Consider the following 12,213-nt stretch of genomic DNA (forward strand, 5'->3'; position numbering starts at 1 on the left):
GCGGGTCAAGGTGAACAGCCAGCACAGCGGTGACGAGCGAGGAGAGCGGCCATGGCGAACGAGGACATCTGGGGTTACCGCACCGATTCCGGCTACGAGAGGGGAACCGATCTGATCGGGTTCAAGGTCGAGGCGACCGACGGAAGCATCGGCAAGGTCGACGAGCACACGGACGAGGCCGGAGCCGGCTACCTCGTCGTCGACACCGGCATGTGGATCTTCGGCAAGCACGTCCTGCTCCCCGCCAGCACCATCCGGCGCATCGACCGCGACGACGAAACGGTCTACGTCAACCGCACGAAGGACCAGATCAAGGACGCACCCGAGTTCGAGCGGGAGAAGCAGCCCCGCGACCCCAGCTACCTCGAGCAGTTCGCCAAGTACTACGGCATGCCCCACATGTGACTTCCCCGAAGCGAGCTGGGGCTTCGGCCACCGGCCGGTCGTGACCACACATCAGTGACCGCCGTGGGCGCCTTCGCATCCTCCCCACGCCCAGCGGACCGGATGGCGCAACGCCTCTGGCTCTCGTTCCGGACATCGGCCAGCATGAGGACAGCGGGACCGGAGGACGGGATGGGCACGCATGCGCGCCACTGAGAGCAACCAGGGCTATCCCTTCGCCGTCACGAACACGGCCGCGGCGCTGCTGGACGATGCCGGGACGGTCATCGCCTGGACACCGGCGGCCGAAGCCCTCCTGGAGCGCCGGTCCGCGGACGTGTGCGGCCGGCCGGCACGGGACCTCCTGGCGGACGCGGGCAGCTGGGAGGCCGTTCTGGCTCAGGGCGGGCAGCGGGAGCGGGAGGGGTGGGAGGGCCGGGCCACGCTGAGGCACGGCTCGGGGCGCGAGCTGAAGATCGGCTTCCGCGTCATCCCGCTGACCGACGGCGCGCCTGGGGACGCGGCCCGCTGCCTCGTACTCGGCGCACCGCTGGAGCTGGTCGCCCAGTGGCGGCAGGACCACGCCTTCACCCACGAACTGTTCCTGCAGGGCCGAGTGGGCCTGGCCGTCTTCGACGCGGACCTGCGCCTGCTGCGGACGAACACGCACCTGTTGCCGTACACCGGGGTGCCCGTCGAACTGAAGGGCCGGCGCCTGGCGGACTTCCTGTGGGCGCAGGACGCGCGGATCATCGACGACCGGCTGCGGGAGGTCATGCACAGCGGGAACCCCCTGATCGGCTTCAACACGATCGCGCGCACCTTGGACGACCCGAAAGGCGGCCGGGTGATGACCATCCAGGCGTTCCGGCTGCAGGAACCCGACGGACATCCGATGGGGGTGGCGGCGGTGTTTACCGACGTCACCGACCACGAGCGGTCGCGTGGGCGCCTGGACCTGCTGTACCGCGCGACCGGAGCGCTGGGCGGTTCGCTGTCCGTCCTGCGCACCGTCGAGGACCTGGTCAACGTGCTGGCGCCCACGTTCGGCGACTGCGCCGCGGTGGATCTCGCGGAGACCGTGCTGACCGGCGGCGAACCACTCGCTGACGGGCATCTCACGCCTTTGATCCGGATGGCCGTCGCCGGAGCGGACGCCGCGGAATCAGATGCGCTGCGCACTGGTACGGCCCGGTTCACGGCTCCTCTCGCCACGGCCGTTCCGCACCCGACCGTGACGGAGGCGGGCGGGCCCGGACCGGCCGCGCCCGCGGCCCGGGAGTGCCGGGGAGAGCTGATCACCGGTCTCGGAACCCGGGCCAGGGGAGCCGGGGGCGACGCGGCCCCGGAGTGGGCCACCACCGTCCCGGGGGCGCATTCGGCGATGACGGCGCCGCTGTGCGCACGGGGCATCGGGTTCGGGAGGCTCACGCTCTGGCGCACGGGGGACACTCCCCCGCTGGAGGAGGACGACCTCGCACTTCTGGAGGAGATCGCGGCCCGTGCGGCCGTCGCCGTGGACAACGCGCGGCGGTACACCAAGGAACGCCGCACCGCTGTGGGCCTGCAGCGCAGCCTTCTGCCGCCGGCCACCTCGGAAACTCCTGCGCTGGAAGCCGCCTGCCTCTACCTGCCCGCCGATGCCGACAGCGGAGTCGGCGGCGACTGGTTCGACGTCATCCCCCTGTCATCGGCCCGTGTCGCCCTGGTGGTGGGGGATGTCGCCGGTCACGGGCTGCACGCCACGGCCATGATGGGCCGCCTGCGCAGCGCCGTGCGCGCGATGGCGGACTTGGAACTCGAACCCGAGGAACTGCTGGCGCACGTGGACGACATGGTCCTGCAGGTCGCGGCCGAGGCCGAGAGCGACTACGCGGACGACGGCGAGGCGGGCACGCCGGTGCCCGGCGGACCGGCCGGGGCCACCTGCCTGTACGCCGTCTACGACCCGGTCAGCCGAAGTTGCGTCATGGCAAGCGCCGGACACCCGCCTCCGGCCGTGGTCAGCCCGGACGGAACCGTGGAGTACGTCGAGCTGAGCCCCGGCCCGCCCCTGGGGGTCGGTGGCTGGCCCTTCGAGCCGGTCGAACGCGATCTGCCGCCGGGGAGCGTCCTCGCCCTGTACACCGACGGGCTGATCGAACGCGGCGAGGGGGACATCGACCAGGGCATGCGCGACCTGGCGGACCGGCTGCTGCGCGCGGACGTACTCGGCCGGCCGCTGCGCCGGGCTCGGCACGACGTCGTGGAAGGGTTGCCGCCGGGCAGGCTGAGGGACGACGTCACCCTTCTGCTGGCCCGTACCCGGGTGGTGGATGCCGGCTCCGTCGCGACATGGCGGCTCGACGCCGATCCGGCGGTCGTCGGCGAGGCGCGGCATCTCGTCCTGGCCCAGCTGACCGCCTGGGGCCTCGACGAGCTCGCCTTCAGTACCGAGCTCATCGTCAGCGAGCTGGTCACCAACGCCATTCGCCACGCCGGCGGCCCGGTCCGGCTCCGGCTGATCCGGGCGGACACCCTGACGTGCGAAGTCTCGGACTCCAGCAACACACAACCGCGGATGCGGCGTGCGAGGAGCTCCGAGGAAGGCGGTCGCGGCCTGTACATCGTCGCCCAGCTCTCGCACCGCTGGGGCAGCCGCTACGCCATCGAAGGCAAGACCGTCTGGTCCGAACAGAACCTGCCCCTCGCTTGAAGCCGCGGCCCGGACCGGTCCGGACCGTGGCTTGCGGGGCGGTGACCCCTGCCCCATAGTCCGAGGTATGGACGCGCGCGAGGCAGCGCTCCGACAGGCACACAGCCATGCCGTCCGCTGGCTGGCGAGCCTGAACGACCGCCGGGTCCCCGCCCGCGCTTCGGTCGACGAGATCGTGCGCGTGCTCGGCCGCGAGCTGCCCGACGCTCCCAGCACTCCCGCCGATGTCGTCGACCTGCTCGCCGCGGCCTGCGAGCCGGGGCTCACCGCGTTCCCCAGCGGCCGCTTCTACGGGTTCGTGGTCGGTGGCACGGAACCGGCCGCGCTCGCCACGGACTGGCTGGTCAGCGCCTGGGACCAGAACTGCGTGATGCGCGCCGCCTCGCCCGCGTACGCGGCGGTGGAGGAGGTCGCCGGCGCCTGGTTGCTGGATCTGCTCGGCCTGCCGGGCAACAGCGCCGTCGGCTTCACCACGGGTGCCACGATGGCCAACTTCACCTGCCTCGCCGCCGGGCGTGACGCGGTGCTGCGGCGCGCCGGCTGGAACGTCGCCCGCGACGGACTCACGGGTGGGCCGGCCGTACGCGTCATCGCCGGCGAGGACCGCCACATGGCCATCGACCTGTCGCTTCGCTACCTGGGACTCGGGCAGCCCGAACTGGTGACGGCGGACGGGCAGGGACGCATCGAGCCCGCGGCCCTGCGACACGCCCTGGCGGCCGGCGGGCAGCGCCCCACGATCGTGGTCCTGCAGGCCGGAGACATCCACTCCGGGGCCTTCGATCCGTTCGTCGAGACGATCAGTGCCGCTCGCGGGGCGGACGCGTGGGTGCACGTCGACGGCGCCTTCGGACTGTGGGCGGCCGCGTCCCCCCGGTACGCGCACCTGACGGCGGGCTGCACGGACGCCGACTCCTGGGCGACGGACGCCCACAAGACCCTGAACGTCCCGTACGACTGCGGCCTCGCCATCGTGCGCGACCCGTCCGCGGTCCGGGCGGCGATGGGTCTGCGCGGCGACTACCTCATCCAGGACGAGCAGGGCGACCCCGTCGACAAGGTCCCCGAGCTCTCCCGGCGCGGCAGGGCCTTCACCGTGTGGGCGGCGCTCCGGTCCCTCGGCCGGTCAGGCGTGGCCGACCTCGTCGACCGGCTGTGCCGGCACGCCGGCGCGTTCGCCGCCGGCATCGCCGATACGCACGGTGCGACCGTCCTCAACGACGTGGTGTTCACCCAGGTCTGCGCCGAGTTCGGCGACGACGCGCGCACGGAACGGGTACTCACCCGACTGCTCGACGACGGCACGGCATGGATCAGCGGCTCCACGTGGCGCGGGCGGCGCGTGATGCGCATCTCGGTGAGCAACTGGTCCACGACCGACGACGACGTGGCGCGCGCACTCGACGCGATCCGGCGCGCCTCCGTCGGCCCCTGACGGCATCAGACAGTCCAGCGCAGCACGGCCCCCAGTCCGCCCGCCGGGCCGCCCATCCCCGCGGGAACCAGGAGGACGTCGCAGTCGGCCGCCGCCGCGGCCCGCAGCACGGCGTCGTCCGCTCGCGCCTGCTCGGGGCTGGGCACACCCATCGCCCGTGCCTCCCCGCGCTGCACGGCGACCTCGTCTACGCCCGGTCCGATCCAGACCTGGCGACCTCCGTCGGACGCGTCCGGCGTCATCAGCACGGTGGCCACCTGGTGCTGGCGCGCCGCGTCCACAACGGCCGGAATCCCTTCCGCCGCCTCCCCCGGTCCCGTGTCGACGGAGGACTCGCGGTGCTGGCCCGGCTTGCCCCGGCCACTGCGGAATCGCTCCAGCGTCGTGCGGAGCCTGTTCTGCATGAGCCTCTGACCCGCCTGGGCGATCTCCCGGTCGAGCCCGGCGGTCGAAGCACCCGTCGAACGGCTGCCGCCGTCCGCCTCGACGGTGCCGGGCAGCATGCCTTCCGGCAACCGGTTGTACACGGCCCGCCGCTCGCGGGGATCACCGGTGAGGACCAGCAGCTCGGCGCCGCTGTCGGACCATCGCCGGACGATCTCCTCCACGATGACGTCGGCGGTCTCGTTCCAGGTGTTCTCGACCTTGTTCCGGTAGCGCCACTCGTGCCGGTCCGCGGGGATGCTGCGGTGTCCGCGGCCCTGCCACTCCTTGCCGTCCGCGCGGCCGACGGCCTCTCGGCGGTACCCGTCCCGGAGCTCCAGATCGGCGCCGGTGCGGTCGATGTACGCCACCAGGCAGGCCGGCGCGTCGCCCCGCAGGCCGACCAGCGGCGCCACATGCGGAAGGACGGACCACGTCGCCTCGCCGACGGGCGGCGGGACGCTGAGCGGGATGTCCAGGACGACCTCGGCCCCTGTGGCGAACAGGGCCCGGCCCGGCGGCGTGCCCGATACGGGCTCGTTCGCCAGTCGCTCCATCACCGCCCGGGTGGTGTAGGCGTCGGCACCGGCGTCGATCAGCTGACCCGCTATGGCGCGCTCACGGAGTTCTTGCACTTTGGCCCCGCCCTCGGTCCTGCGCGTGGTCTCGATGTAGACCGAAGCCCAGGGGCCCGGCCGAGCGAAGAGTGGCTTGAGAAAACCGAGTTCCATGATGTCCCCCAGACCTGTCGACGCCGTGTACAGCGGTCGTGACGACCCGCCGCAGTCGGTGCCTGCTCATACGCATTCGGAGCGTGGTGGTCGGGGACGGTGTCCCTGCCGCCCGCGCTCTTCCTCGTGTCTGGCGCGTGCCCGCAAGCCCCCGCGGCAAACCGCCGCGCCGGACGGGGCCGGAGGCCCACCGTCCGCGCCATCCGTGTCGCCCGACGCCACATGGGTAGCCGCGTACGGGGAGCCCCTCTCCGAGCCCGCACGATGGACACCTCCCCCCGGACAGTGGGAAGGAGCGTTCCCATGGAAGCCGCCGACGTGATCACACGGCTGCTGCGCGAGCACGGACGGACGTATGCCGACGAAGCCGGCATCACCCTGCGCGACAAGCCGGCCCCGCTGTACCAGCTGCTGGTGCTCACGGTCCTGTGCTCGATCCGCATCAAGGCGGAGACGGCCACCGCCGCCGCCCGGGAGCTGTTCGCGGCTGGATTGCGGACGCCCCGCGCGATGGCGGACTCCGAGTGGCAGGAGCGCGTGGACGCGCTCGGGCGGGCGCACTACGTCCGGTACGACGAGAGCACCGCGACCGCACTGGGAGACGGTGCGGAGCTGCTGCTCGACCGCTTCGGCGGGGACCTGCGAAGACTCCGCGAGCAGGCCCGCGGTGACGTGGGAGAACTGCGCGAACTGGTGCAGGAGGTGCCGAGGATCGGACCGGTCGGTGCGGACATCTTCTGCCGGGAGGTCCAAGCCGTGTGGCCGGAACTGCGCCCGTTCTTCGACGAGCGCTCCTGCCAGGCCGCTGACGGGCTCGGGCTCCCGCACACCCCGGGCGGCCTGGCGGAGCTGGTGCCGCCGAAGGATCTCGCACGGCTCGCCGCCGCCCTGGTACGCGTCAGCCTGTCCAAGAGCGCGGCAGAGGAGCTGCGGGCCGCGTAAGCGTTGCGCATCCGCGGTCAGCGGTCGGCCTGCCGGCGTTCCAGGATGTCGACCACCTCCCGGTCGGGGACCTGGGCGAAGTCCTCGTACCAGACGCCGACGGCGTGCAGGTACTGGTGGGGCTGCAGGCAGACGACCTGATCGGCTTCCCGGCGGAGCTCCTCGGCGGACCGTGTGCTGCAGACCGGAATCGCGAGGATGGTCCGGGCCGGGTGCTCGGCGCGGACGCGGCGCAGCGCGGCGTGGGCGGTGACGCCGGTGGCGAGCCCGTCATCGACGAGGATGACCGTGCGGTCCCGCAGCACCGGTTCGGGCCGGTTCTTGCGGTAGAGGCGCTCGCGGCGGTGCAGCTCGGCCCGCTCGCGGGCGACGTCCTCCGCGAGTTCGTCCGGGGTGATGTCGAGCAGTTGCAGGGCACGGCGGTCGAAGAAGGGCGGGTCGTCACCCGCGATGGCGCCGATTCCGGCTTCCGGCTGGCCGGGCGCGCCGATCTTGCGGGCGACCAGTACGTCCAGGGGCGCGCCGAGGGCGGAGGCGACTTCGGCGCCGATCGGGACGCCGCCGCGGGGAAGGGCCAGTACGACCAGGTCGGCCCAGCCCTGGGCGTCTCTCAGCTCCGTCAGCCGCGCGGCCAGTTGCCTGCCCGCGTCCTTTCGGTCGAGGAACCGCATCGCGATCTCTCCTTCCCGTTCACCCGGCGCGGTCACATGCCGGTGGGCCAGGTCTCCCGCGATGACGACCGGCTGGAGGCGTGGGTCGGGCGCTTCCCGCCGACCGGGCCCAGCAGGAAGCAGCGATCAACGTCATGGGCCCGGGCCGCGACTGCCGCGGCCGCCGCGGCCGGGAAACCGGCCCCCGCTTCGTGCAGCGCCTGCCCCTGCCACTTGCTCCCAAACAGCCCGGCCGGCGGGTGGCGTCGACGCGATGCCGAAGGGTTACCCGGCTGCCGGCTCCTTTCCCGCCTCGGCCGCGGGGAGCGCGCGGTTCTCCATGGAGGTGCGGCAGGCGGTCATGCAGCGGACGCAGTAGCGTTCCGCCGCCCCCTCGGACATCAGTGCGGTGACCGTCCGCTCCGGGGGCAGCCGGTAGCCGCACAGGGTGGCGGCAGTCTGCCCTCTGGCGAGGACGTGCCAGAGCGTTTCGAACTGGCCGGGGACGGAGTCGGCGCGCATCTCGTACATGGGCCGTGCCTTTCTGCTCCGGCGGCCGGATCGGAGACGACCGCCCACGTCCATCAGAGGGCCGCTGCTCCAAAGCGGCCAATGGGCGTCGGCCAACAGGAGGAAATCCCGGCCCGGAGGTTTGACGGATATGCCGTCCGGTCCGGCTGCCTGCATGGTCAGCCGGGCTGCTGTCACGTGGGCGACGCGCGGAGCCGTTCCGCTGGCGTGCCTGCCCTTCCGGCCGTCTTTTGCGCGTGCAGGATGACCCTGTCGGGCGGGCTGCGCCCGGGGTCTGGCATCTGGGAGCAGGGAGGACACCCACCATGACGGTCGCTTTCGAGACGGCGGTCCAGCACGGGGGAAACACGATCATGGTCAGCGTCGTGGGTGAGCTGGACGCTGCCGCGGAACCTGCCCTTCGCGAGGCGCCGGGTGCGCTGCCGCCGGCGGCGACGGTCGCCTTGATCGACGTGCACCGGGTGACGTTCATGGACTCGGCCGGCCTGCTGCTCTTCCTCGACCTCCACCGACGCCTGGAGCGCAGCGGCCTTCGAGTCCTGGTCGTGGGCTGGCAGACCCAGCCACAGCGCCTCATGAGCCGTGTCGCCGGTCTCCCGGCAGACGACGGCGATCCGTATGCCGCCCGGCACAGTGCCCTGGTCGGCTTCCGGCGCATGATCCAGCAGCGGGCCGAAGATCAGCGGCGGGCAGCCACCGCCCAGGCGGGCGGGCAGAGGGCCCTGCCCCTCCGGTAGGCGGATCCCCGGATGCCGGCCCGTCATCCGGCGTCCGCGGGCCGGGCGGGTGAAGCCGGGGCCGGCGCGGGCGCGTGCGGCTGCCTGCGCTTGGTACGGCCCGCAGGATGGGCTGAAACAGTCGGCCTTTCCCCAGGAGTCCCCTGCAATGATCGAACGCAAGCAGCTCAAGGACCGCGCTCAGGTCACCTTCGTCCTGCCCGCCGATGTCCCGCCCGGTCCGGTCAGCGTTGTCGGTGACTTCAACGAATGGAAGCCCGGCGCACATACCCTCGAGCCCCGCAGCGACGGCACGCGCGCGGTCACCGTCGGCCTGCCGGCGAAGAGCGTGCACTCCTTCCGCTACCTGGCGGCGGGCGACTACTGGTTCGACGAGGACCACGCCGACGGCCACGACGGCGCCAACAGCATCCTGCACACCTGATCCGAGAACGATGCGGGGCGGACCACTCCGAGCGGTCCGCTCCGCCCCGACCCCGGCAGCCGGGGCGCGAAGCCGGAAGCCGAGAACCAGGGCGACCGTCTCGTACGCGCCGCTGATCCGCTGACGGGGTGCCATCGTGGACGTATGACGACAGGACTGGATGTGGCCGTGCTCGTCGGGCTCCAGGCAGCCGGGAAGTCGACCTTCTACGAGCAGGGTCTGTCCAGCCGGTACGAGCTGGTGAGCAAGGATCGGTTCCCGCGGGGCGCCCGCAACAAGCAGCAGCGGCAGATGCGGCTGGTGGAGGAGCACCTGGCCGCCGGTCGGCGGGTGGCGGTGGACAACACCAACCCGTCACCGCGGGAATGGGGCCCGCTGGTGGACCTGGCCCACGCCCGCGGTGCCACCGTGACGGCGTACTGGTTCCCGCCGGACCCGGCCGGCTCGCTGCGGCGCAACGCCGCCCGCGCAGGCCGCGAGCGGGTTCCGGACGTCGGCGTCCTGGCCACGCTGAAACAGCTGCGCAAGCCCTCGCCGGCGGACGGTTTCGACATGGTGCGCGAGGTGCGGTTCGACGGCCGCGGCGGCTTCGAGGTACGGCCGGAGCCACCGCATACCGCTGGGCCGCCGGGGTACGCGCCAGGCCACAGCGACGCCGACGAGGGCGGGCACTGAGCGCGATCCGCCAGGGCCGTACGGGTGTCGGTCATGGCACGGCTCCCTGGGTGTCGAGGCGGCGGGCCGCGCTCTCCACGGCTTCCGGGAGGGATTTGCGGTCTCGTAGTGCCCTCGGCAGGCGGCTCAGCAGCTCGCGCAGTGCGCGGCGTGCGTCGGGGTCGTGCCGGGCGTCGGCTGCGAGCGAACGGGTGTCACGCCAGGCGACGGCCAGCGGGCGGCGCAGCCACGCGGTCAGCGCGGCATTGCGGCGCTGGACGGCGCGTCGGCCAGGCCTCTCCCCGCCGGTGGGGCTGTGTACCGCGATCACGTCGGCGCAGTAGCAGACGCCCCATCCGCCTGCCGCGATGTCGTAGGCGAGGAGCGTCTCCTCGCCGCCCAGGAACAGGATGGGGTGGTAGCCGCCGGCGTCCAAGTAGGCCTCTCGCCGGGCGACCGCCCCGCACGCCAGAAAGCCCAGCGCCTGGGGACCCGGCAGGTCGTGCGCGTGCGCGAGCGGCGAGTTGGCGAGGGTGTGGCTGAGCGGGTCCCATCCGCCGTCGGCTCCGACCCGTACGCGTGCCGCCAGCAATCCGAGCCTGGGGTGTGCGTCCATCAGGTCGGCGGCGCGGGACAGTGACCGCTCCTCCCACCAGGAGTCGTCGTCACTGAAGGCGACGTAGGGCGTGGTGGCATGGCGCACGCCCAGGTTGCGACCCGGCGCGCCGAGGTTGCGTCCGGGGGTGAGCACCGTGACCTCGGAGTGGTGCGCGGCGACGGCTTCGCAGGTGCCGTCGGTGGACGCGTTGTCCACGACGATCACCGGGGGCCGCTCGGGCAGCGCGGCGAGCCGGTCCAGGGTGTGCAGCAACTGCTTGCGCCGGTTGTGGGTGATCACCACAACGGTGGTGCGCGGATCGTTCACGGTGCCAGGTCCCTCCCGGTCCTCGGGTCTCGGTGCCCGCCCTGCCGGCCATGGCGGCCGTTCACCGGCCGTCGTCGAAGACCGCCTTTCGACTCCTGCCTATCCCGGCTGCCCGGCCGGCGCGAGACGGGCCGGCCCGACGGAGTGAGCACATCAACGCCTGGAGCAAGGCCCTGAAGGCCCCCGGCACCTGACTCATCCCCCGACCGACCGGGGCAGCGGCACAGCGGCAGGCAATCCTCCGAACAGGTGAAGCGCCCTGTTCGAGCGAGTTTCAACACCGCAGCCCCAGAGCCGCCAAGCCCACCGACACGGACCGGAACATGCGTTCCCACATTGCCCCTGAAACGACCGTGACGACCTCGATCCGGCGCCGTTCTTGGAGCACCAGTACCAGCCCTGCACCCATCTGGAGCACGCCCTGCATCCCACACCCCTCTCCCGCGCAGCTCTTCCGGCATTCGAACATCACCGGCCTTCGCCCTGTCCCCATCCCTTCAGGCGGCGCCATATTGACGGGGTCTCCGGCAGCGGCCGCTCGCCCGTCCCCACCCGAAGGAGCCTGTGATGATCTCGTCTGACGAACCGAGTGGGACCGCCGCGCTGCTGGTCGACTCCCGCGGCCGGTACCTGCTGCACCTGCGCGACGCCAACAAGAACATCTGCGACCCGGGAACGTGGAGCATCCCGGGCGGCGGCCGGGAGGGTACGGAGTCCTCGCGGGAGGCGGTCGAGCGGGAACTCCGGGAGGAGACCGGCCTGGCCGTGCCGCTGGAGGAGTTCGCGGTCGTCGACTGCCTCGGCCCGGACGGGCGAACCGAGGGCCGGATCCGGGTCTACCTCGGCGCCTGGGACGGTGACGCCAACGAACTGCCCTGCCCTGAGGGCATCATGTTCCGCCACTTCGACACCGCCACCATCCCGTACTTGACGATGTGCCCGTGGACGAAGGAGGTCATCGACCTCCACCAGGCCCAGGCCCAGCCCCCCGTCCGGCCCCTCGCACCGGGGCCCGCTCGGCCGGGCGGTCGGGGACGGATGAACCTCGTCGGCGTACACCTCTACCTGGAGCAGGACGGCAAGGTACTGCTCGGTCTGCGGCACCCCGACTCCGCCTTCGCAGCCTCCACCCACCACTTTCTGGCAGGGCACTGCGAGCAGGAATCCGCCGTCGCCTGCCTCGTCCGCGAGGCAGCGGAGGAGGCAGGGCTCGCCATCGACCCTGCCGACGTGGAACTGGCCCACGTCGTACACGTGGTGGACCGCCCCGGCGGGCAGCCGCGCATGCAGCTGGTCTTCCGCGCCCGGCGGTGGACGGGCACACCGGAGGTGCGCGAGCCCGACCGGTGCGTGTCCTGGGGCTGGTGGCCGGCCGAGGGCCTCCCGGGGGCGATCGTCCCGTACACGCGGGCCGCCATCGAGGGCATCCGGGCCGGCCGCCTCTACACCGAACTCGGCTGGACCTGACCTGCCGGCGCCGACAGAGGACACCGGCCCTGACGCAGGTGTCCCTGCCGTCCGCAGGGCGATGCCCCGCCTGCGGGGACCGGCCCGTCGCCGTATACGTCCGGCACCCGGGACCTGATCCAGTACGCCGCGGGCGCCTCCGACCGTACGCGCCTCCTGCCCGGCCCCGCCCACGGGCGCGGTGGGTCTGCCGTACCGGCTGCGGGCGTTCGCCG

At 72.4% G+C, this 12,213-nt stretch carries 12 protein-coding genes; 8 read left to right on the forward strand and 4 right to left on the reverse strand.

Features of this window, described 5'->3' with window-relative positions; genetic code table 11:
• The first annotated feature begins 51 nt into the window (after positions 1 to 51).
• From ACIPUC_RS04440 to ACIPUC_RS04450, 3 genes are all read left to right on the forward strand, one after another.
• On the forward strand, positions 52 to 405 hold the full coding sequence (locus ACIPUC_RS04440) for a PRC-barrel domain-containing protein (protein WP_446586678.1): 354 nt from the start codon (positions 52 to 54) through the stop codon (positions 403 to 405).
• A gap of 181 nt (positions 406 to 586) precedes the next feature.
• A complete protein-coding gene (locus ACIPUC_RS04445) occupies positions 587 to 3,079 on the forward strand; it encodes a SpoIIE family protein phosphatase (RefSeq protein WP_446586679.1) in 2,493 nt (830 codons plus the stop codon).
• 67 nt (positions 3,080 to 3,146) lie between these two features.
• Complete coding sequence (locus ACIPUC_RS04450) at positions 3,147 to 4,514, forward strand: pyridoxal phosphate-dependent decarboxylase family protein (protein ID WP_446586680.1); 1,368 nt, start codon at positions 3,147 to 3,149, stop codon at positions 4,512 to 4,514.
• Between the two features lie 5 nt (positions 4,515 to 4,519).
• Here ACIPUC_RS04450 and ACIPUC_RS04455 read toward each other — a convergent pair whose 3' ends face one another.
• Positions 4,520 to 5,572 carry a baeRF2 domain-containing protein gene (locus ACIPUC_RS04455; RefSeq protein WP_446586681.1) on the reverse strand — a complete coding sequence of 351 codons (1,053 nt, stop codon included), beginning with the start codon at positions 5,570 to 5,572 and terminating at the stop codon, positions 4,520 to 4,522.
• A gap of 399 nt (positions 5,573 to 5,971) precedes the next feature.
• Here ACIPUC_RS04455 and ACIPUC_RS04460 point away from each other — a divergent pair, with 399 nt between their 5' ends.
• Entirely contained in the window at positions 5,972 to 6,610 is a 639-nt protein-coding gene (locus tag ACIPUC_RS04460; RefSeq protein WP_446586682.1) for an endonuclease, read from the forward strand.
• Between the two features lie 17 nt (positions 6,611 to 6,627).
• Here ACIPUC_RS04460 and ACIPUC_RS04465 read toward each other — a convergent pair whose 3' ends face one another.
• Positions 6,628 to 7,281: a phosphoribosyltransferase gene (locus ACIPUC_RS04465; protein ID WP_446586683.1), complete on the reverse strand. Its 654-nt coding sequence runs from the start codon at positions 7,279 to 7,281 to the stop codon at positions 6,628 to 6,630.
• 264 nt (positions 7,282 to 7,545) lie between these two features.
• On the reverse strand, positions 7,546 to 7,791 hold the full coding sequence (locus ACIPUC_RS04470; RefSeq protein ID WP_446586684.1) for a hypothetical protein: 246 nt from the start codon (positions 7,789 to 7,791) through the stop codon (positions 7,546 to 7,548).
• A 305-nt stretch (positions 7,792 to 8,096) separates the two neighbouring features.
• Between ACIPUC_RS04470 and ACIPUC_RS04475 the strand changes: the two genes are divergently transcribed.
• The 3 genes from ACIPUC_RS04475 to ACIPUC_RS04485 all read left to right on the forward strand — a co-directional run bounded on the left by ACIPUC_RS04475 (position 8,097) and on the right by ACIPUC_RS04485 (position 9,627).
• Positions 8,097 to 8,528, forward strand: coding sequence for an STAS domain-containing protein (locus ACIPUC_RS04475; RefSeq protein WP_446586685.1), 432 nt, complete (start codon positions 8,097 to 8,099; stop codon positions 8,526 to 8,528).
• 148 nt (positions 8,529 to 8,676) lie between these two features.
• Positions 8,677 to 8,952 (forward strand): isoamylase early set domain-containing protein, encoded by a 276-nt coding sequence (locus ACIPUC_RS04480; RefSeq protein WP_446586686.1) that lies wholly within the window; start codon positions 8,677 to 8,679, stop codon positions 8,950 to 8,952.
• A gap of 144 nt (positions 8,953 to 9,096) precedes the next feature.
• Positions 9,097 to 9,627 (forward strand): AAA family ATPase, encoded by a 531-nt coding sequence (locus ACIPUC_RS04485; RefSeq protein ID WP_446586687.1) that lies wholly within the window; start codon positions 9,097 to 9,099, stop codon positions 9,625 to 9,627.
• A 31-nt stretch (positions 9,628 to 9,658) separates the two neighbouring features.
• Here the strand turns inward: ACIPUC_RS04485 and ACIPUC_RS04490 are convergent, their stop codons facing one another.
• Entirely contained in the window at positions 9,659 to 10,531 is an 873-nt protein-coding gene (locus ACIPUC_RS04490; RefSeq protein WP_446586688.1) for a glycosyltransferase family 2 protein, read from the reverse strand.
• 567 nt (positions 10,532 to 11,098) lie between these two features.
• Here ACIPUC_RS04490 and ACIPUC_RS04495 point away from each other — a divergent pair.
• Complete coding sequence (locus tag ACIPUC_RS04495; RefSeq protein ID WP_446586689.1) at positions 11,099 to 11,998, forward strand: NUDIX hydrolase; 900 nt, start codon at positions 11,099 to 11,101, stop codon at positions 11,996 to 11,998.
• Positions 11,999 to 12,213: the final 215 nt, after the last annotated feature.

This window comes from Streptomyces sp. LARHCF249 (assembly GCF_052871255.1).